The sequence below is a fragment of the cyanobacterium endosymbiont of Epithemia turgida isolate EtSB Lake Yunoko genome (assembly GCF_000829235.1).
Classification (GTDB): domain Bacteria; phylum Cyanobacteriota; class Cyanobacteriia; order Cyanobacteriales; family Microcystaceae; genus Rippkaea.
Window position 1 is genome coordinate 661,590 of record NZ_AP012549.1, and the last position, 22,482, is coordinate 684,071.

At 34.6% G+C, this 22,482-nt stretch carries 14 protein-coding genes and 1 tRNA gene; 10 read left to right on the forward strand and 5 right to left on the reverse strand.

The genetic code is table 11. The features are described 5' to 3' along the window. Nucleotides 1–662 precede the first annotated feature (662 nt). Entirely contained in the window at nt 663–2,093 is a 1,431-nt protein-coding gene (gene lpdA / locus ETSB_RS01895) for a dihydrolipoyl dehydrogenase (protein ID WP_044105954.1), read from the reverse strand. Nucleotides 2,094–2,800: 707 nt separating this feature from the next. On the opposite strand from lpdA, the gene ETSB_RS01900 reads away from it, so the two are divergent. From ETSB_RS01900 to sds, 5 genes are all read left to right on the forward strand, one after another. Then, entirely contained in the window at nt 2,801–3,637 is an 837-nt protein-coding gene (locus ETSB_RS01900) for a prephenate/arogenate dehydrogenase (protein ID WP_044105956.1), read from the forward strand. Between the two features lie 318 nt (nt 3,638–3,955). Beyond that, nucleotides 3,956–5,347, forward strand: a complete 1,392-nt coding sequence (locus tag ETSB_RS01905; RefSeq protein WP_171816376.1) for a cation:proton antiporter — start codon at nt 3,956–3,958, stop codon at nt 5,345–5,347. Nucleotides 5,348–5,741: 394 nt separating this feature from the next. Continuing rightward, nucleotides 5,742–7,571: an N-acetylmuramoyl-L-alanine amidase gene (locus ETSB_RS01910; RefSeq protein ID WP_044105957.1), complete on the forward strand. Its 1,830-nt coding sequence runs from the start codon at nt 5,742–5,744 to the stop codon at nt 7,569–7,571. A 91-nt stretch (nt 7,572–7,662) separates the two neighbouring features. Further along, entirely contained in the window at nt 7,663–8,508 is an 846-nt protein-coding gene (gene murI, locus ETSB_RS01915; RefSeq protein WP_044105958.1) for a glutamate racemase, read from the forward strand. Between the two features lie 803 nt (nt 8,509–9,311). Further along, a complete protein-coding gene (gene sds / locus ETSB_RS01920; RefSeq protein ID WP_044105959.1) occupies nt 9,312–10,283 on the forward strand; it encodes a solanesyl diphosphate synthase in 972 nt (323 codons plus the stop codon). 510 nt (nt 10,284–10,793) lie between these two features. On the opposite strand, the gene grpE is transcribed toward sds, so the two are convergent. Beyond that, on the reverse strand, nt 10,794–11,567 hold the full coding sequence (gene grpE, locus ETSB_RS01925) for a nucleotide exchange factor GrpE (protein ID WP_044105960.1): 774 nt from the start codon (nt 11,565–11,567) through the stop codon (nt 10,794–10,796). A 203-nt stretch (nt 11,568–11,770) separates the two neighbouring features. Between grpE and ETSB_RS01930 the strand changes: the two genes are divergently transcribed. Further along, a complete protein-coding gene (locus tag ETSB_RS01930; protein ID WP_044105962.1) occupies nt 11,771–12,136 on the forward strand; it encodes a Rid family detoxifying hydrolase in 366 nt (121 codons plus the stop codon). 283 nt (nt 12,137–12,419) lie between these two features. Here ETSB_RS01930 and ETSB_RS10790 read toward each other — a convergent pair whose 3' ends face one another. Beyond that, nucleotides 12,420–12,530, reverse strand: a complete 111-nt coding sequence (locus ETSB_RS10790) for a DUF2811 domain-containing protein (protein ID WP_084220232.1) — start codon at nt 12,528–12,530, stop codon at nt 12,420–12,422. Nucleotides 12,531–13,009: 479 nt separating this feature from the next. Here ETSB_RS10790 and ndhO point away from each other — a divergent pair, with 479 nt between their 5' ends. The 3 genes from ndhO to sbcD all read left to right on the forward strand — a co-directional run bounded on the left by ndhO (nt 13,010) and on the right by sbcD (nt 15,985). Next, on the forward strand, nt 13,010–13,231 hold the full coding sequence (ndhO, locus tag ETSB_RS01935) for an NAD(P)H-quinone oxidoreductase subunit O (RefSeq protein ID WP_044105963.1): 222 nt from the start codon (nt 13,010–13,012) through the stop codon (nt 13,229–13,231). Nucleotides 13,232–13,454: 223 nt separating this feature from the next. Then, on the forward strand, nt 13,455–13,589 hold the full coding sequence (locus ETSB_RS10445) for a hypothetical protein (RefSeq protein WP_269763975.1): 135 nt from the start codon (nt 13,455–13,457) through the stop codon (nt 13,587–13,589). 1,145 nt (nt 13,590–14,734) lie between these two features. Continuing rightward, complete coding sequence (gene sbcD / locus ETSB_RS01940) at nt 14,735–15,985, forward strand: exonuclease subunit SbcD (RefSeq protein ID WP_044105965.1); 1,251 nt, start codon at nt 14,735–14,737, stop codon at nt 15,983–15,985. Between the two features lie 3,242 nt (nt 15,986–19,227). Here the strand turns inward: sbcD and ETSB_RS01945 are convergent. Further along, nucleotides 19,228–21,171 (reverse strand): transglycosylase domain-containing protein, encoded by a 1,944-nt coding sequence (locus tag ETSB_RS01945; RefSeq protein ID WP_044105966.1) that lies wholly within the window; start codon nt 21,169–21,171, stop codon nt 19,228–19,230. 217 nt (nt 21,172–21,388) lie between these two features. Here ETSB_RS01945 and thrB point away from each other — a divergent pair, with 217 nt between their 5' ends. Further along, nucleotides 21,389–22,324, forward strand: coding sequence for a homoserine kinase (gene thrB / locus ETSB_RS08795; protein ID WP_052470652.1), 936 nt, complete (start codon nt 21,389–21,391; stop codon nt 22,322–22,324). Here thrB and ETSB_RS01950 read toward each other — a convergent pair. Next, a tRNA-Leu gene (locus tag ETSB_RS01950) sits at nt 22,306–22,387 on the reverse strand. The genes thrB and ETSB_RS01950 overlap by 19 nt on opposite strands. Nucleotides 22,388–22,482 lie beyond the last annotated feature (95 nt).

The window sequence follows — 22,482 nt, forward strand, 5'->3', positions numbered from 1 at the left end:
TAGTCTTCTTTAGAAGAGTTTAATGGTAACAGCGAAAATACAATGCTAGACCATTTTTTATCTTCGTTAATAGCTAGTTTGGAGAAGTTATGCTAAAACTTAGCAGAGGATTAGTTAGCTTTGTATTTTAATATTTGCTAATTAACTATTATATTTAATAACGTAAAATTATGTTTTTGATTTTCCTAATTTGACTTAGTTTAAATAAACTCATTTTATTCTTAAAGTATTTACTGATGATTGTTTAATATTATATTTATTAATACAACAAATAAAATATTTTTTTGATCAGTAATTTTAAAAACATTACCTTTAATTTTTAAAGTATTCACTACATTTATAAAGGATAAATATTAATAGTATAAGTATCAAATAATTCAAAAAATATCAACAGGTTCAAATTCAAGAAATTTTACTGCAGCAGAATAAAAGATTTTATATTCACTATCTATAAGGGGCTTAATACACATAAAATTTTAAAAATAATTTTTTGTATTACTTGAACTTTGAATAATTAGAATATTATGTTTTTATTTCTTATATATTTTAAGAAAGTAAAATTTTTTATAATGTAGATAACATCTTAAAAAATAAATAATAAATAGTGTATTTATTACTTTTTTTGTACAAAAAAGTAGGTGGACATTGCCCACCATACAAAATTAAATTGCTAAATCAGCCCGTTTAAATGCTTCATCGATGACTTCTGATAAAGTAGGATGAGCATGAATATTAAACGCCAAGTTTCGTACAGACTGATGTTGAGCAATCGCATTGGCTGCTTCTTGAATTAAATCTGAGGCATGAATCCCAATAATATGGACTCCCAATATTTCCCCTGTACCCTGATGATAAATTATTTTAGCAATACCATCGGTTTCCCCTTCTGCTAAGGCTTTAGAATTACTCTTGAAATGAGTCTTAACCGAGGCTATGGTAAACCCTTCTTTTTTCCCTAATTCTCTCGCTGCGGGTTCAGTTAACCCAACATAACTAATTTCGGGATGGGTAAAAGCAGCAGCCGGAATACTACGATAATTAATCGTTTTATCTCGTCCACAAATATTTTCTACTGCGATCACTCCTTGTCCTGAAGCAGCATGGGCTAACATCATTTTGCCTGTTGCATCTCCCACAGCCCACAAGTGAGGGACAATTTTCCCGTCTGATAAGACTTCTAAGCGCTCATTAACGGGAATAAATCCTCGTTGAGTTTCAATACCAATGTTTTCCAATCCCAAGTTTTTCGTTGCGGGCATGCGTCCAGTTGCTACTAGACAAGCATCTACTTCTAGGAAATTTACAACTTCTTTTGTCTTTGCATCAGTTAATTCAATGGTAACAGGAGAACCTGGAACAACTTTGGTAGCCAATATACCAGAATATGTTTCAATATCACGAGGTTTAATTAATACCCGTTCAGCAACTTTTGAAATATCTGGATCAAAGCCTGGCATTAGATTATCTAATGCTTCAATCATGGTTACTTCACATCCCAAGGCGGTATAGATATCTGAAAACTCTAACCCAATATAACCACTACCAATAATTGCTATCCACTGGGGCAGAATTTCTAATTTAACTGCCTCATCACTGGTAAAAACAGTTTTATGATCAATTTCAATACCATGAGGGACAAAAGGGACTGACCCGGGACACAATATAATATCTTTTGCGGTGATAAATTTTTCCTCATCATTAGTCAACACACTAATTCTTTGGTTATCAATAATTTTCCCCCATCCTTTGATGGTATTAACTTTAAGACGGTTTAAACTTTTAGTAAGATCACTCCGAATTTTATTAACTAAATTAGTAGCATGATCCGCGATTAATTCTCGTTGAAAACCGACTCCATCGACTTGAATTCCCAAACTCTTAAGGTGATGAGTATTTTGTAATGCTCTTACCCTTCCTGATGCAGCTAGGAGGGCTTTAGATGGGATACATCCTCGATTAACACAAGTTCCTCCCATGTCTTTTGCTTCAATGATAGCGGTTTTTAGTCCACAATTAACGGCATGAACAGCTGCCCCATGACCTCCAACTCCCGCGCCAATAATAACTAGATCATAATCAAACCGATTACTCATATACGTTTTCCTTGTAATACTATTAATTTTTAGTCTAGAGTAGTTCGGGTAGGAGTGATACCAATATAATTATTTTACTTTTGTAACTAAATTTTAAAACCTGTAGCAATTTTACTGGAGTTAATAGTCTTTTTAAGAATTAATCTAATATTTTTTACTTTAATTTTTAGTATTTAAAATAATTATTAATAAAATTTAATATAAACCTCTATCAATAGATTTCTAAAATAGAATAAGTTTGTTTTTAACATAGTCAAATACTGTTATATAAAAAATAGAATTAACAAAATAACTCTAGTAAAGAAGATTATGTCTCCCCAAAATCATGTATTAGCTATAATTAAAATATTTGGTTGCTTATTTTAATTGGATAAATCAGCAATTATATTTATTAGGTAAAATTTTAAATTTAGTATTTTACCTAATAAATATAATTAATTCAAAAACTTTAACTCTATGTTAACTTAAATATAAGCGTTTTTCTATTTTATTCTGACTTGGTTTATTATGTTTACATTAGATTGGTTAATATGGAGTACTATCCGAAATACTTTAGGAAAAATCAAGATAACACATCATATTTCGTGTAATACATATAAATATTGCACTAGCAATTATTTTCTAAATTTTCCAGTCAATTTATAAATATCCGACATATAACAAGCTATTAATCGTATTAACTATAGTTCAGTCTTAAGTATTAATTTATGAAAATAGGAATTATTGGACTGGGTTTAATTGGGGGGTCGTTAGGATTAGATCTACGAGAGCACGGACATACCATTCTAGGAGTTTCTCGGAAAGAAAGCACCTGTAAACGGGCCATAGAACGAGGAGTAGTGGATGAAGCTAGTATTGATTTACAATCATTAGGTAATGCAGACATCATTTTTATTTGTACTCCCATCAGATTAATTATTCCTACGTTAGAACAGTTAATTTCTTATTTAAACGCCAAAACAATTGTTACTGATGTGGGTTCGGTTAAAACGTCAATTGTAAAACAAGGTTCTAAGCTATGGGATAAATTTATTGGAGGACATCCTATGGCTGGAACTGCAGAACAGGGAATAGACGCAGCACAGAAAAAATTGTTCGAAAATGCTCCCTATGTTATTACTCCAACTGAAAATAATCTCTCTAAAGACGTTGAGACACTTAAAACTATAGCGAATGAATTAGGCTCTAAGGTTTATACTTGTACATCAGAAAATCATGACTGTGCAGTTGCTTGGATCTCTCATTTACCAGTTATGATTAGTGCTAGTCTAATTAGTACTTGTTTGGCAGAAAAAAAAGATTTAATTTTTGAATTAGCTAAAAACTTAGCTAGTTCAGGATTTAGAGATACCAGTAGGGTCGGTGGAGGAAACCCTGAATTGGGAGTAATGATAGCAGAATACAACCAAAAAGCATTGTTACGCTCACTTTCAGAATATCGTCAACAATTAGACCAGATTATTAATTTAATTGAACATAATGATTGGCCAAAACTAGAAAAAATTTTGCGAGAAACTAAGCAAGGAAGATCCAATTTTTTGTAAATATAAATAACATAAATCCACTGGAAATACATAAAAAATCTAAGTTTAATTTTTTCCTGTCTAGTTGATGTTTCCCTTTTTCAAAAAAAGCTAAATATTGTTAAATCTAGAACCAAACCTATTTAATTGACTACCTGTTCTTTAGTAAAGATTAATGACAATTAAAGTTCTCAAACTGACTGATCATTATGGTATCCTACAAAAATTTACACAGCAAGGTAGTTGCGAAAAAAAAATCGGAGATCTTTCAAAGAAACTTGTACAGTAGATCAAAATGATTTTTGCCGATACTATACCATAGCTAACATAAAGATTCCGATGAGTACACTAACCTTGACATTATCTCTACTTGACTTAGTTTCTAAGCTACCCCTGTTGACCACAGTAAATAAAGGCGAGGCTGACGGCGCATTAATTTTAGCCGGTGTCCTTTTGAGTTTAGTGGTTATTTATTTTGCCAGTAAACTCGGAGGAGAGCTCTGTTTTCGGATTAATCTTCCTCCCGTGTTAGGAGAGCTCGTTGGAGGTGTAGCTATCGGAGTTTCAGCCCTAGGTTTATTAGTCTTTCCTGAAGGAGGAGCAAGTGCTGACGATTCAGCCCTCATGCAATTTTTGCAATTTACTACAGATTTAAACCCCGAAAGCATACAAGCCATATTTTCAGCTCAAGGAGAATTTATTTCTATCTTGTCGGAATTAGGGATCATAATTCTATTATTTGAAATTGGTTTAGAATCAAATCTTAAAGAACTAATTCGCGTTGGACCCCAGGCAGTAGTTATCGCCATTGTCGGTGTTGTTACTCCTTTTATTCTAGGGACATTAGGTTTAGTCTATTTATTCAACATTCCCATGATTCCTTCTGTATTTGCGGGGGCTGCTTTGACTGCTACCAGCATTGGAATTACCGCCAAGGTGTTGGCCGAAATTGGTCGTCTAAGTTCTTCAGAAGGACAAATTATTATTGGGGCGGCTGTCTTAGACGACATCCTAGGAATTATTATTCTGGCAGTTGTGGGTAGTTTAGTCAAAACTGGTGAGATTCAAGTAGTCAATCTTATTTATCTTATTATTAGTGCTGCAGCCTTTTTAATTGGGGCGATTCTAATTGGCCGACTGTTTAGTTCTCTCTACGTTAAATTAGTTAATGAGATGAAGACTAGAGGACAACTTCTATTGATTTCTTTAAGTTTTGCTTTTGTTTTATCTTACATTGCTCAGGCGATCCAATTAGAAGCGATTCTTGGTTCCTTTACAGCTGGTTTAATTCTTGCAGAAACTGAGAAACGAAAAGAACTTGAAGAACAAATTGTCGCTGTCTCTGATATTTTTGTCCCGATTTTCTTTGTATGTGTGGGAGCAAAAACAGATTTAAGCGTCTTAAATCCAACTATTCCCAGTAATCGAGAAGGGTTAATTATCGCAGCTTTCTTAGTTATCGTGGCGATCATTGGTAAAGTGGTAACTGGATTTACTATTTTGGGGCAGCCTCATCTCAATAAACTTGCCATTGGCGTTGGCATGATTCCGCGAGGCGAGGTGGGATTAGTGTTTGCTGGAGTGGGGGCTGCTAGTGGGGCCTTAAGCCAGTCCACCGAAGCAGCCATTATTATGATGGTTATTCTGACAACTTTTATTGCTCCCCCTTGGTTACGAATTGTCTTTAAAGAGCTAGTTCCCACGACTCAAGAAAAAGAGTCCAGTTCTTAACAAGAGCTATCAAGATTTGTTGACAACAGACTAGAGTTATTTGAAACCTGAATAAAAGAGTTTTCGTCTTTTGGTTTTGGTGGAGCAGGCCTTTACAATAATAAGTAGCACTTTTGATCATTATTGGCACAATTTAAACGGTCAACTGAAGGAAGTGGAAAAAATCTCCTTTCTTTGTTACCAGAATTTATGTAGTGTGTCGTCGGTATTAACGAATTAAGTAAGGCAAGGTTAAACATCTAAAACTTTTACTTAATGAGTTGTTCAATAGTTATTCGATTTTATCAAATCTCTCTTGCCGACGTGCAGTACCAACCCCCAAACTCAACGAGAGAATCGCTATAATTTCTTCAACCTGTCCAACAGCCACCTTTGTGTCACAGGAGCAATCATTGTGAGATTTCACTGGCTATTACTGAGTATCTTAAGTACATTATTGTTCACCCTCCCAGCACAAGCAGGAAGGCTTTTATATTGGCGTTTTGAGTCAAATGATAATCGCTTAGTTTTTACTACTGACTCTCAAGTTCAACCTAGAGCTCAATTGATTCCTGATCCAACCCGTGTTGTCCTTGACTTACCTGGAATTATTTTGGAGCGTCCTAGTGTTAATCAAGCAATTGGAGGAACGATTAAAAGTGTTCGAATAGGACAGTTCAATGCTCAAACCACCCGATTGGTGATAGAACTGGCCCCAGGATATACTCTCGATCCTCAGAAAGTTACAGTTAAAGGAATTTCTCCTACTCAATGGACTGTAGACCTTCCCACTCCCCAACGAATTGCTCGTCCATCAACCTCTCCTTCTCTACCTCCGCGCTCTACCCCTGCGCCTCTTCGTCCTCTCTCTAGACCTCCGGTTCCGAATTACAATGACTTTCAAATAACCCGTAGTGGCCTTTTTATTAACTTAGAACGCAACGGAAGTAACAGTCAAATGCAAATAACCCGTAGTGATGACCAAAAAACTATTGAGTTTATTTTGCCAGAGGCTTCCCTTCCCCAGTCACTTCTTAACCAAACCCAATCGGTAAATAAGTATGGGGTCAGTGAAATTCGATTTGAGCAAACCCTAACTTCAACCCCAGAAGCTCGCGTTACGATACGGGTAGATGAAGATAGCCCTAACTGGCAAGGCTATTATTCCAGGTTAGGAGGGCTAGTTCTCATGCCAAAAGGGGGTATTTCTCAAGTCAGAGATTTAACTTACCCTAAGCTATCAGCTAACAATAATTCTAGTAGCTCAGTTTCCCAAAACCAACTACCAACTATTTCTGCTATTCAACTAAGTAACAATAATACTCAACTGTTAATTCAGTCTAATCAACCTATTAGAGGGCGTGGTAATATTGACCGACGGACAGGAGTGTATACCATTAACATTCCTAATACTCAACTAGCTGAACCGGTAGTAGGCCCGCAACTAGGGAAAAATAGTCCCATTTACGAGTTGAAGGTTCGTCAACTCAAACCTGAATCGGTGGAAATTTTAGTAAAACCGTCTTTAGGGATTCGCTTTGGGAGGCTCACTCAGCCCAATCAACAGGTCTTAGCTTTAGATGTTCATTCTGTACGAACTTTGACTATTAGTCCTGATCCTAAGCCGATTAACATTCTCCCTCCGGCAAATGCCTCTCCAATTATCCCTGATTCGACTAACTCTTCTTCTGGAGCTCCTAAGGAAGGAGTACTTGTCATTATTGACCCCGGACATGGAGGTAAAGATCCAGGAGCGGTAGGACTCAAAGGATTACAGGAAAAAAATGTTATTCTTCCTATTTCTTTAGATGTTTCTCGCTTATTACAAGAACAAGGGGTTCAAGTTAAGTTGACACGCAGCGCAGATTATTTTGTAAGTTTACGAGGACGGGCTGATTTAGCCAATCGAGTGGGAGCCGATATTTTTGTGAGTATCCATGCTAATGCAGTTGGTGGGAGTCGTTCCCACATCAATGGGATGGAAGTTTTTTATTATGGACATCCAGATTTATCAGAAGCTATTCACCGCAGTATTATCCGTAGTATTGATGTGGATGATCGTGGGGTAAAAAAAGGACGGTTCTATGTCTTGAGAAAGTCAGGAATGCCGGCTTCTTTGGTGGAAGTTGGCTTTGTAACGGGGACTGAAGACAATCGTAAATTGAGTGATCCTGCTTATCGTCTTAAAATGGCTCAGGCGATCGCCAAAGGAATTTTGGATTATATTCAACAAAAAAAACTTTAAGATATATTTATCTTCCCAAGATATATTTACTTCTCTGAAGATTTTGTGTTTCAATTATGAACAACTTAAAGTGTGGTGTGTTAAATTGTTTATGAACAACGTTCAAAACAGTCCCATTGGTGTCTTTGATAGTGGCGTGGGGGGACTAACCGTTTTGCGAGAACTTTACCAACAGTTGCCCCAGGAGTCGATCATTTATTTTGCAGACACAGCTCGTTTGCCTTATGGAAATCGTTCTGAGTCGGAAATTTTGCGGTTTGTTCGAGAAATTCTCGTCTGGATGAACCAACAAAACGTAAAGATGGTAATTATGGCTTGTAATACCAGTTCAGCCTTGGCATTAGAGACAGTCCGCAGCGAGTTTAATTTTCCTATTTTAGGGGTTATCTTGCCAGGGGCAAGGGCAGCAGTTCAACAAGGTCAACGCATTGGGGTTATTTCCACCCCAGCAACGGCAAAGAGTGGTGCTTATCGTCAAGCAATTCAAGAAATTAACCCTGATGCTCAAGTTTGGCAAATAGGATGTCCTGAATTTGTTCCCCTAATTGAACAAAACCGAATTTATGACCCCTATACAAAACAGGTCGCTCTACAGTATGTGAGTCCACTACTGGCTCGTAATATTGATACTCTAATCTACGGGTGTACCCATTATCGTCATCTTGCTCCCATCTTTCGTGAAATTCTCCCCTCAACTGTCAACCTCATCGATCCTGCCAGTTTTGTGGTACAAGCTGCTGAAAAAGAGTTGAAATTAATGGGATTATACCGAAATTATACTGCTCAAGCTACTCGTTTTTATGTCAGTGGTTGTCCTAAGACTTTTCCTAAGGTTTCCCAACAATGGTTAGGTTATTGTCCAGTCGTTGAGTCGGTTTCCCTTCCGAAAATAATGAGATCTTCCTGGGCTCGGGAAGAAACTGAAATTCTTGAATAGAAAAGGATTGGTTTGCGAGAGCCCCCTTGATACAGTTACCAATCCCGGAAGGATTAATCAATTCTTTTTGACTCGACATTTATCATTTAATTGATTAGTTATCGTTGATGATTATGGATTTCTTTATCCTAAATCACGACGAGGTGGAAACATCCACTTTCCCGTCCACTTAGCAAGAATAAGTAATCCGTAAATCATTAATAAATAGAGGGCAGCGAGAAGCACAGTGATCACAGGCATTTTTTGTTATTAGTCTTTCATTGCTAAGGTGGACATAGAAGTAGAGTTAATGACATAAGTAGTCATGTCAAACTGCCTGAATATTCAGCGCCTTAAGTGTACTACTGTTAAGCGATGGCAGGATAAAAACAAGCATTCTTCCTCTTCGCTTTGAGGACACTGGCTTTCAAGAGTGAACAAGGTTTAATATCAGTTTAAGGCTAACTTAAGCTAACCCTCCGATTGTTTAACAATCTTAAACCGAGCAATTCTGAGTCGACACGCTTGAGTAACTAGTTAGACAAGGAATTTAGCTGGATCATATTGACCCGAACTTCCTCAGTCAAGGAGATACTTCTGAGGAGCCTGATAATTGAAAAGATAGGAAATCCTTAAAAACCTCTATTTTTAGATTAACATAAGAAATTAGGTTGGGTCAGTTTTTTAAAGGGATTTTACCGAATTAGTTGAGGTATTTAGTCAAAAAAGTAGATAATTTCGTTTCCTTGTCTGGAAAGGGTAGCTTATTATGAATATAAGAGTATGTAAATTTTCGTAACTGATGCACCAGGTTTAGCTAACCCATGATGACAAGCACCTCTCTCTTTGCTACTGTTGACGACGATCTAAGCCTCTTGACTGATAATCTCAAACGGTTGGTCGGAGCCCGCCATCCAATCTTAGGGGCAGCAGCTGAACATTTGTTCGATGCTGGGGGAAAACGCATTCGTCCGGCTATTGTTCTCTTAGTTTCACGGGCGACTCTGTTGGATAGAGATCTGACCCCCCGTCATCGTCGGCTGGCAGAAATTACTGAGATGATTCATACTGCAAGTCTAGTACACGACGATGTGGTCGACGAAGCAGAGTTACGTCGTAATGTCCCCACCGTTAACAACTTATTTGATAATCGTATTGCTGTCTTAGCTGGGGATTTTTTGTTTGCTCAGTCTTCTTGGTATTTGGCTAATTTAAATAACTTAGATGTGGTTAAACTTTTATCTAAAGTTATTCGTGACTTTGCTGAAGGGGAAATTCTCCAGGGAATTAATCGTTTTGACACCAGTCTGACTTTAGAAGCTTATTTAGAAAAAAGTTACTATAAAACAGCTTCATTAATAGCCAATAGTGCAAAAGCAGCCGCGGTGTTGAGCGATACTTCACCTGAAGTTAGGGAACATCTTTATGCTTACGGACGAGACCTAGGATTAGCTTTTCAAATTGTCGATGATATCTTAGATTTTACAACCCCAACAGAGGTTTTAGGAAAACCGGCTGGTTCTGATTTAATTAGTGGCAATCTTACTGCTCCTGCTTTATTTGCTATGGAGGAAAACCCATATTTAGAAACTTTAATTGAACGAGAATTCAGTGAAGTAGGAGATATCGAAAAAGCCTTGTCCATTGTCAATCAAAGTCAAGGAGTCGAGCGGTCACGGGAGTTGGCTTCCCATCATGGAAACCTAGCCATCCAACATCTTAATTGCCTCAAACCTTCTACTTCTTCCCAGATTTTAAAAGACTTGGTAGATTATGTCTTAAGTAGACTTTGCTGAGTATTTTTATCCCTTAAAAATAGGGATTTTTTTGTCCTTTTGCTCCAGATTAAATATCTTCTAAGGTCAGTCCAACAAAATCTAATTAAAAATGATGATAACTTGAATAAAATTAAAAACCAGGTTTATAGTCATTCTTTATTATTATCAGACATTACCTTTGTGCCTTGCTCGATCGTTGTGTGTTACGTTTAAACTCTGGATTTGCAAATAAAGTTTTAGCAGATTCCACCGAAAAGTCTTAGGTTATAACAAACTTATCAGTTAAGGGTTTAGGATTTGAATTAAAGTCTGTGATAAGATACTCTGCTGTCACGCTAAAGGCATGAGCTTAGTTTCAATAGTTCTCTTGCCCTTTTAACATTTATCTAGCGCTGTCTACTTAGTTCTGTTGATTTATGAAGGAAGTGATTAAGGAATTAGCTATAAACCTAAATATTGCCGGCATAACTTGTTCCCAATGTTATTATGTTGACCACTCCCTTTTGGATTTTCTCTAAGAAAAACTAGTTAACTAGTTAGAGAACCGCCGCCATCTGTTGAAGTAGACTCTTCGGCGGGAGTCACGGGGGATTCTTCTGCCAGAGCGGCTGCCACTTTAACCATAGCATGGCGTAATACTTGTTCTCCTAGAAAATATCCCCTCACTAACTGTTCGATCACTGTTCCTTCAGGATAGTTGTTAGTACATTCTCTTAACATACTTTCATGGTATAGAGGATTAAAGGGTTCTCCTTCAGGGCGCATTGGGGCTACTCCTAAGCGTTTAAGACTCTCAACAAGATTTTTATAAACTCCTTGATAGCTCTTATGAATTGCTAGCTCTCCATCATTAACAGGTTGGATTTGGCTTCTTGCCCGTTCGAAGTTATCGATCACTGACAGTAATTCACTAATTGTCCGACATTTAACTTGAATTTCCAGTTCTTTTTTCTCCTTTTCAGTTCGTTTACGGAAATTATCAAATTCTGCTGCTAAAGTAATGTAACGTTTCTGCAAAATCTCGGACTGTTGAGCTTCTTTGCTTAGGTTTCCGTGTAAAACTTCCACTTCCTGAGTTAGGGTGGCTATAGTCTGCTCAGGAGTAGGTTCCTCTGCGGCAAATTGAGGTTCAGACGCTATCGGCTCTGCTACAACTGGTTCTAAATCTGGATTATCAGACATTATTGTTGATTCTGGCTGGTCAGTTACTTTGTTTTTGAGCTCTACAGAGGAATCATCAACGTTTTTTGATATTTTGGAGGTTTTTAAGGTTTTTTCTAGCTGCACTTGCTCGTTGTTCATAGTAGGTTTTCTAAACTTTTATAGAGAAGATTGGATTGAATAGTCTCTTATTTTTACTTTAGAGATTATGTTTTTTGAGGTGTATCATTACCAGTATAAAGGACTTATCGCTATATTTTGAGGATTTTGAGGAGAAACATACTCAAGTATAAACTCAAAATAGAAACTCTTTTGCCCTCATAAGTGTTTATAAATAACAATAACTGACTCATCAAGTAATTAGGACAACGAAAGCTCCTAAGCCTATTGTACCTTACAATCAAGCGATCACTGCCAAGGGTACATTTTTGTTTGTGTCCGGACAAATTCTCCTGAGTCCTGAAACAGGAAACATTATAGGAACAGAAAATATTGTTCAACAGACTCAACCAATTATCGCTAATATTGAGGCAATTTTAACTTCAGCTCAAATGAATTGGAATAATGTGTTTAAAACAACGGTTTTTATGAGTGATTTTACTAATTTTTATTCTATGAATCAAGTCTATGCACAATATTTTGATGAGTCCACGGCTCCAGCTCGTGTTTGTGTAGAAGTTTCTCGCTTACCAAAAGATGTGTTGATATAAATTGAATATATTGCGGTTATTGACTAAAATCACTTGAAATAAATTGTTATTTAATAACTGTTAAAGTTTTTATTATTACTTAATTCTAACAATATACTTTTTAAAGTCATAGTAACTGTGATAGAGTAATAGTTGTAGCTTTTTTTCTTATTATTTTGTTACAGTTAGTTTAAAATAAATATCATAATAACTATTTTCAATTAATTTAAGATTGTTTCAACAAAGTTTCTAGACAAATATGAGTGCAAGCGCGATAATCTAATTGAGAATTAATTGAGAGATATCATAGTTTGTTTTTATTTAGTATAAGGGGCAAAGATAAAGCAGAAGTAAAAATCCAATCAAGATCCCAGTCTACATGAATATCTAAAAAATTATTGAGATATTCATGTATTTATTTGGTAATTTCAGCAAAAATCTTGAGAGATATATTCATTAAAATTCCTAAATTAACAACAAAAACTTCCCTATCAACTGGGATTTTTTTCAAAATTCAACTACCTTCGGATGAGAGATTTATGTCGACATCATTCTGCTCAAAAAAAGTCAGGCTGGTTAATACTATTAAATATCACAGAAATGGTTAATAATAATTTATTTATACCTAATAATCGGCTTTATATTTATTTTTTTGCAAAAATTATTAGATATAAAAATATAGAATTTAGTTAAAAAATTTTCCACAATATGCTTAAGGATTGATGTTATGGAAAACTTCAAAAAGTACTATGGAAAGTCTGATCAATGGTTGAGGGGAAATTGACTCGTAAAAATAAAAATTACAATTTTTTTAAGGAGTCTAGAGATTCATTCTGTGTTAATTGCGTGTAAAATAATACTCCAGGATAAAACTTCTGTAATTAATAATTGATTATGCCAGCTAAAATCAAGAAAGGTTCACTTGTTCGTACTGTGCGTGAAAAACTTAAAAATAGTTTGGAAGCGCAGGCTAGCGATTCGCAGCGCTTTCCTACCTATATTTTTGAAAGTAAGGGTGAAATTCTTGAGTTAAATGATGAATATGCCCTTGTTAAATTTTATACTCCGATTCCGAATGTTTGGTTGCGCCTCGATCAGCTGGAAATAGTCGATTAAGGTTTATTTTTTCAAAATAAGAAAGTAATTTCTCCTTGGCAAATCCTCTTGTATTACCATTGTTAGTCTAAGCAATGTTGGTAAAACTTAAGCCTCACCTGTTGCTTACAACATCTCGCTAATACTATCTTGATTGATAGTGTTGAGGATGAGCCCCAAGAAATTACCTTTGATTTAGCGGCTGTTTAAAGTCTTAAGCGATACTATAGATAGTCGAGTTGAAGTGATCAATAACTGTAAAATTGTAGTCATTACGGGAGGCTGTGCTTGTCCTACAAAATTGGACAAGGGAGATTTAGAACAAATTAAGTTTAAAACTGTTACTTCAGATGCTATGACGTCGATATTACGGCTTTGATGTTAAAAGGAAAAATGAAGATTTAATATTGTTTCTATTACGCTACATTACTATAATGCCAATATCAATTATTCAAACACACCTTTCATGGAGGTGCGCAGATTGTTAAACAATTACAAAGAAAAAAAGCCTGATTATATTCGTACTTTCTCTTTTTATTTAATCATTCTAAGTAATCCTAACATATAAATCATAACCACTTTCAGCTGCTGCTTATTTGTCAAAAAAATATTAGAGAGCTCTATTTTTAGATTCTCCGTTCATTAGGATGTAGTAGAGGTCAACAAGTTTTAGAGGTCACTTTAACAGATCAAGAAAAAAAATCTTAATATTCTAGCTAATTCTGTTTGTCTGAATAAACTCATAACAGTTTATAGAATTAACTAATGCGCAATGACTATTTATCAAATAATTTAAATTAAAGATAGCTAGTAATAGATATCACTATATATGTATAGTACCTCATTTTTTTAAAAAATAAACAACTTTAATCTTCTCTATGAGGAGTAGGAGTAACTGTTGTAATGGTTCCATAAAATATTTTTTTACGACTGTTTTAGAATTAGTTTCGTTAGTAATATGAACAGTAATTTTTCGACGACTTAAACGTTCTGTATAAAGAAGAGAAAAAAACTTAGCAGGAAGAATATAGAAGATATCTTGAATAACTATAAGAAATAAATTTTAATCATTATTAATAACAGATAATTATTTAAACTATTAAAGTATATAAAAATGATAAACCGATTTAATAAAAACTATAAAAAGTTTTAGAAAAAATTATAGATAAAGTAAAAATACAACAATAATAATTAAAATAATCTATTCTCTCTGTAAAGTATAAGTCTATAACTAAATAAATTTTAAGAAAAAATATTTTATAATAACAATACATTTTATCTTAAAATTTTGAATAAAAGGTTTTCTTTAAAACATAAATTTAAATGTAAAATAAAGCAATAGCTATTTTACTTTAATTATTTAAATGTATAGATATAAAAAAAATTTTTTTAACATTTATTTAAATTATTGATCATCTAGACAGTTAATGATTAATAATTGATATTAGGTTAATTAATTTTTTATCCTCTATCTTAAAAGATGAAAAAGAGAATTCTTTCGATAACCATTAAAAATAAGTAGGTATGATAAAAAGTATTCATTTATCTGACATTCATCTTGGTAGTGGCTTTACCCATGGTCACCTCAATCCTAAAACAGGTTTAAATACACGCTTTGAAGATTTTATCAACACATTAAGTTTGTGTATTGATCGAGCCGTGAGAGAAAAGGTTGATCTTGTTTTATTTGGGGGAGATGCTTTTCCTGATGCTACCCCTCCTCCCTATATTCAAGAAGCCTTTGCTTCCCAATTTCATCGTTTGGCTGATGCCAAGATTCCTACGGTATTATTAGTTGGAAATCATGACCAATATTCTCAAGGTGATGGAGGTGCAAGTCTTTGTATTTATCGAACATTAAGGGTTCCAGGGTTTATTGTGGGGGACAGTCTTAAAACCCATCAAATATTGACTAAAAATGGAAAAATTCAGGTAATTACTCTACCTTGGTTAACCCATTCTACCCTCTTGACTCGTCGCAAAACTGATGGCTTATCTTTTGAAGAAATTCAGCATTTATTAATTGAGAGTCTGACTTTAGCTTTAGAAGGGGAAATTCGTCAACTCGATCCCCAACTTCCAACTATTTTATTAGGTCATCTGATGGCAGATCGTGCTGATCTGGGATCAGAAAGATTTCTTGCTGTTGGCAAGGGATTTACCATTCCTATATCTTTGTTAATTCGTCCCGAATTTGATTATGTTGCCCTTGGTCATGTTCATAAACACCAAAATTTAAATCTCACTAATGATCCTCCGATAATTTACTCAGGGAGTATTGAACGGGTAGATTTTAGTGAAGAAAAAGAGGATAAAGGTTATATCACTTTAGAATTAACTAAAGGAGAAGTTAATTGGCAATTCAATCCTCTTCCTAGCCGTATTTTTTGCTCTATTAATATTAATGTTTCTGAGGAATCTGACCCTCAATTTGCTATCCTTAAAGCCATTCAGAAAAAGTCTATACAAAATTCAGTAGTACGTTTGATTTACAAAATTCGTTCTGAACAATTAGAATTAATTAATACAGGAGAGATTTATAAAGCATTAAAAGATTCCCATAGTTATACCATTAGACCGGAATTAGTCAGTCAATTATCCCGTTCTCGTTTACCAAAATTGGGGGTGGGAAATAATTTAGACCCCATATCTGCTTTGCAAGCTTATTTAGATAGTAAAGAAGATCTCAAAGATATCGTTAAAGATATGTTAAAAAGTGCTGAACTTTTACTGAATAATAACGATCCCAATTTAGATATATCAGTTAAACAGTAAATTTTACTATTATAAAATTTATCAACTTTCAGTTTCAAGGGATAGAAAATAATGAGTATTTAAGTTAAATTAATTTTGATTAAATTAATGTTGGAATAGTAATAATTTCCAAGACTAATTAGGATTATTTCATTTATCGATATAGCTAGTGATAGTAAAGTTACGCTGCAGTTAGTTAAGATGACTAACTGTAGTCTAATTTTGCTATATTTAGTTCTTCCTAAGTTTAATGACATTTATATATGTAAGCCAATTGCTAGGCTCTTATAACTTTAAGGTGCTGATTAATTATCACGACGACCACTCTGGGCAATACTTAAATCAATCAAATTAGAGAATTAGGTACGAAGGCTAATAATTATGTTACACCTTTAATTAATCTGTATTGTCGGCACAGGTTCTGTTTTCTTGTCTATAAAAAAGATTAAGACAATTATTTTCAACTATAAAAATTTATGATTTAATTTTAATACTTATCAGTTTACCTATAGAGATAAGTCATTATCCTTTAATTCCAAAGAGTTTACTATTACCAAATATCATCTCAAGGATCAACCGAAAAAAAGTTAAGGCAATTATGATTAAAATTAGACACATGTCCCAATCAAAACAAGGCAAGATGAAAAAAGTAATGAATTTTCTAGACTAGCTATTTTAAAATAATAAAAAACAAAAGCTATAAGTCTAGCCTTGAGATATTAAAATACATTCAAAATGATAGTTTTAGAATTTATTAGCTGCTAACTAATCACATTCAGTCTAAAAAAGTAAAATTTATTATAAATCAAGACTTTAAAATCGAACAGTTCAACACAATTATTAAGATTATTTAACAAAATACTTCGATGTATAACCAAATTAAACAATATTGATAATGAAAGGACAAAATTATGAAGAACTAGAATTAGCCTCAATTATTACTAAAAACTAAAGACAATTACACCAATGGCTAATTGGTGTAAGCCTGAAACTTTTTAGAGAGAAGATTTGTAGCTACCACTTCTACCTGCCATGAAAATAGACAGAGAACTCTACCAACACCAGATTAATTAATCAGTTGAGTAATTTTTTCTTGTATAGCTTGTTTTTGTTCGTGCTCATAACCTTATCTATTTCAAAATGATTAGTATTTATCTTTTTTAGTACAAATAGTATAAAGCAATAACCGCAATAATTAATAAATGGCATCAACTTAGCTTTGATGCCATTTATTAATTATTATTTCATCAACGTACAATTACCATAGCAGTTAACATAACAAGGATTTAAATTATTAATCCACTAACAATTTCAGAAAATATTGTAAAGAGGTAACGACCGTAGAATGAAGATATTTAAAAATAACACTATCACGGCTTCAATAAGCTCTTAAAAAGTTTTTAGCACTTTATTTTACTTCGAACAATATCCATAATCGTTTGTTTAATTTTGTCATCGCTTAATTGTTCTTTCTCCATCTGCTCTAATAGAGAATAAGCTAACTCAGTCCTTTCTTCATTTGAAATATTTTCAGCAATACATCAATTACTTGTCATGTTTTACTGATCATATTTATACTATCTACTCCTCTCATTTAGTTCATTTAGTAATAAGAGCTTTTCAATATATTACAGAAAGAGTAAGGGTAATTAAATTTTTTATATCATAGTAAAAAAAATTTTTATTTTTACTCTATTTTTGTAACCCCTAAATACAATAACATTAATTTAAAATTAATAAGATATAAGATATAAAAAATAATTTTTTATATCTTATCAAAAGACGTAAACTATAACATATAATGTATCAAAAATCATAGTTAATTCATGTATAAAAATATATTTGTTATGTATATGGTCAAGATTAACACTCCTATTAAATATAATTCACATAAAAAAATTATGATTTTTTATTTTAGATGATTATAATAGAGTATATAAGTTTATTGGTGATTTAGCTAGCTTTAAAATAAAGTTTAGAGTCCACGGCAAAAGCAATCATAAGATAAAAAATACAGATTTAATTATTGGCTAAACACTTCGAGCTTAATTAAAAATTTTAATTAATAAATTTTTCCAAACTAAAAATAGTAAAATATAAATAAATATTACTATAATAATAACTATTAAAGACGTGAAAAACACTAATTTACACTAAAAAAATCTTCAAATTTTTTTTCTTAATGAGCTCAAATAAAGCTAGAAACTGACAGAGGTATTAATTATATTATCTGAAATTTAAAACTAATTTTTAATCTGGTTAAAAAAAATTTAGATCATCACACTATTATGTTTAGCTTACAGTCAATCAACCTCCTCAAAATTTTAATGCTAAACAAGAAATCTCTACACTTTTAAACTATTTTATTCTAAGCATGATTCGATGATTTATGTTACTAGTGTTGTCAATTTTTTTATTTTTTAAGATTTAAACAACTAATAAAGCCTCTTTTGTTTTTTGCTATTTGTTCTCAATTCTATTTATTTATGGAAAATAAGAATTAAATTTTGAAAAACCTCTTTAAGGTTAATTAAAATTCAAACCTTTTTCCTATTTCTGATAAGCTACATGTATTTTACCTTTCACTTTTTTTTTCAGTTTATTTAATTCCTTCTTGTCCCTTTCTTTTAAACTAACTATAAGTGATGGCTGACCAAAAGTTAAAGCCTGATTGATCTAGATATTTTACACGAATTTTTCCCACAGCTTCGCTAAGCATCTCATAATTCCATTAATCCCAGTTAATTACACAGATTAATTTTTGTATAAACTTTTAAAAAAGCCCTTTTTGAATAGATGGCAATTTTCTTAAACTTACACTATATTGTTAACAATTCAATCGCACTAACTCTATCTTTTGCTCTTCAAGTAATTTTTTTAGCTTCACTTTACTCGAGAAAGTTTTTCCCTGCTTTAATTTAGGAAATATCCTTAAACGATAAGATTGCATTAATTGATCAGAGTTCTCATAGTCAACTTTACCAACACATGTTGATGTCTGTTCGTAGCGATTACTGTTTAATCCGCAATACAGATTAACAGAATCTCGCTTAATTTTATTTTCAATAATAATACTTAAGACTAATTTTTTTTTAGGGATAACAGTAAATTAGTGCCATTCTTATGAAGACTATGCTCCTAATACTAAACTCTCCATATAACAAAACCTCATCATTGATATAACAGGCAAAACTACTTCTAATTATCTGGGCAGTACTGGTTATCCTATAAGCTTTTTATACATGATTTAAGGATTAAAACGCTTAATTACCTTTTTTTTGTACTTTGGGACGAGGAAACTCAGAAGCAGCAGGAAAATATTTAACCGGTTCATTGACTACTGCTTGTTTCATAAAGTCTCGCCAAATGGGGGCAGCATTACCTCCTCCTGTAACCCCTCGCCCTAAAGCGCGGTTAGCATCATCTCCTATCCAAACTGCTGTAGCCAATTGAGGAACATAACCCACAAACCAAACATTACGTTCTGAATCTGTGGTTCCTGTTTTACCTGCGGCAGGACGATCAATATTAGCCGCTCTCCCTGTTCCACTCGTAATAACTCCCTGTAAAACTGCTGTTAAGTTAGCCGTTGCCCAGGGATCTAGAACTAATTGGGGTTCTGGAGTATTGTCTAATAAAACATTGCCAAGACTGTCTGTGATTCGAACAATGGCTGTTGGTTTAGAATGCCAACCATTACTAGCAAAGGTAGCATAGGCTCCCGCCATTTCTAGGGGAGTGACATCTCCAGCCCCTAAGGGAAGGGAAGTCACCGCTTGTAACGGACTTTTAATTCCTATGCGACGACAGATCTCAATAACTTTACTAACTCCAACTTTACTTCCTATAATCACTGCCGGAACGTTACGCGATTGTATCAAAGCAGTACGAATTGGCATAGGACCTCTATAACTCCCTCCATAGTTTTTAGGGCTATAAACATTTTGTCCATCCCGGAAACTTACAGGATTATCATTGACAATGGAGTCGGGGGTAAATTGGCCGCTAGCAAAAGCAGTATAGTAAACAAATGGCTTAAAGGAAGATCCAGGTTGACGACGAGATTGAGTAGCACGATTTAGCTGACTTTTATTGTAATCAACTCCTCCTACGATTGCTTTAATAAAGTGAGTGCGAGGATCAACCGATACTAAAGCGATCTGTAGATCTTTAGCAGAAATTCCCCATCGCCGTAAGTTACGATAACCCCTTTCTACGCTTTCTTTAGCTTTAAGCTGAAGATAATAGTCAACACTAGTTTGGATCCGCATTCCCCCTTTTAGGGTAACTTCTTCACCGAATTTATCCTCTAGCTCTTCCATAACAGTATCGGTCACATAGGGAAGTTTACTGTTCTGCCATGCTGTAGGTTTACCCATCCTTAAAGGTTCTTTTTTGGCTGCTTCAGCCTCTTGAGTAGAAATCCATCCCAAACCCCGCATTCTGTCTAAAACCATTGCTTGTCTTTGTTTAGATTTAGAATAATTAATAAAAGGGCTATAGGTTTCTGGAGCTTGGATGAGTCCGGCCATCAAAGCAGATTCAGCTAAGTTTAATTCGGATGCCGGTTTATCAAAATAACTTTCTGCCGCAGTTTGTGCCCCATAGTTATTATGACCCCAATAGATATTGTTTAGGTACATTTCTAGGATCTTATCTTTCTCAAAAACCTGTTCTACCCGAAGAGAAAGAACCGCCTCAGAAAGTTTGCGGTTAAAGGTTCGATCCGTCGACAAAAAGATATTTTTGACTAACTGCATGGTGATGGTAGAGGCGCCTTCTACCACACCACCACTTTTATAGTTCACCCAAAGCGCACGACCAATACTTGTGAGATTAACCCCGTGGTGATGATAAAAGTGACTATCTTCAATCGCTAGTACCGCCCTTTTAAGTTCAGGAGACATATAGTTTAAAGTTATCACTTCTCGGTTGGCTTCTTCATGAAGTCTCGATAGTAGCCGTCCTTTGATATCGTAGATATAAGTGGTTTCTGGTGGGGCATAGTTATTTAGACTCCGAACGTCTGGGAGATTGCGAAAGCTAATGGCAAGTCCAACAAGTCCCCCTGCAATAATAGAACTGGCTAACAGGGAGAGACTGAGTACAGTTCCTCCAGCCACTTTTACTACACCTTGCCTAAAGGAGGCTTTAGGAGAGGGGGGCTTGTTTGGATTAGTTTGTTGTCGAATAGTGCTAGACGACACGATAGTTTTACTTTCTCACTCCGAGTATAGGTTTATGAATTAGCGGAAGACCTGGCATAAATAAAGTTTTTTATAAGTAGTTTATAGGAATTTAGCCGAGATTCAATCCCCTAGTCTCATTTATTATGCCCTATACTCGAAATAAATTCCTAGCATTATGTCTATACACAGAATTTTCCATAATGTATAAGCAAGTTTTTTTGATGAGGATTTGATTATGTCTACTATTAAAGTTTCGGTTCCAGCTACAACAGCTAATTTAGGCCCGGGGTTCGACTGCATTGGAGCTGCTTTAAACCAATATAACTACTTCAAGTTTAGCCCCATTGAAACGGAAACTCCTGACCTGACTATTGCTATAACAGGGAAAGAAGCCGCAAGAGTAAGTTCTGATCGCACTAACTTGGTTCATAAGTCTTTTCTGAAACTCTATCAATATCTGGGACAAACGCCTCCTGATGTCGCCATCGATATTGAATTGGGAGTTCCTTTAGCTAGGGGGTTAGGAAGTTCAGCCACCGCTATTGTTGGCGGTTTAATGGGAGGAAATAAATTGGCTGGCGAACCTCTTTCCTTATCCGAGATTATGGAATTAGCAATCACTATTGAAGGTCATCCTGATAATGTGGTTCCTGCTTTGTTAGGGAATTGTCAATTATCTGTAGGACAAGCAGGAAATTGGCAAATTTGTCCCATTGTTTGGCACCCAGATATAATTCCTGTGGTTGCTATTCCTAATTTTGAACTGTCTACCCAAGAGGCGCGAGCTGTTTTACCTACTCACCTAAGTCGCCATGATGCTATCTTCAATATTGCTCGTCTGGGATTATTGATTAAAGCATTAGAAACAGGCAATCGAGATTGGTTAATAATGGCATTGGACGATAGAATACATCAACCTTATCGTCAAATGTTGATCAAGGGCTACAATTCTCTAAAAAAAGCTGCCATGTCCGTGGGGGCCTATGGGGTAGTCATTAGTGGGGCAGGATCTACAGTAATTGCCTTAACTTCTTCTGAGCATGCCGAGCAGGTATCACTTGCTATGACTAATGCATGGATGCATATAGGAATTGAAGCAGAAGCCCTATTGTTATCGATTGATTTAAATGGTACTAGAGTTGTTACTTTAAATGCGGATGGCGAGACTTGAACTCGCATGGCATAAGCCACACGCCCCTCAAGCGTGCGTGTCTACCGATTCCACCACATCCGCATCATAACTATTCGCGTCGTGTACCATCATACATAATCAAAAGCTCAAAGACAAGTAAAATTTTAAACTATTTTTTAAGTCTTCTAATGAGTTGC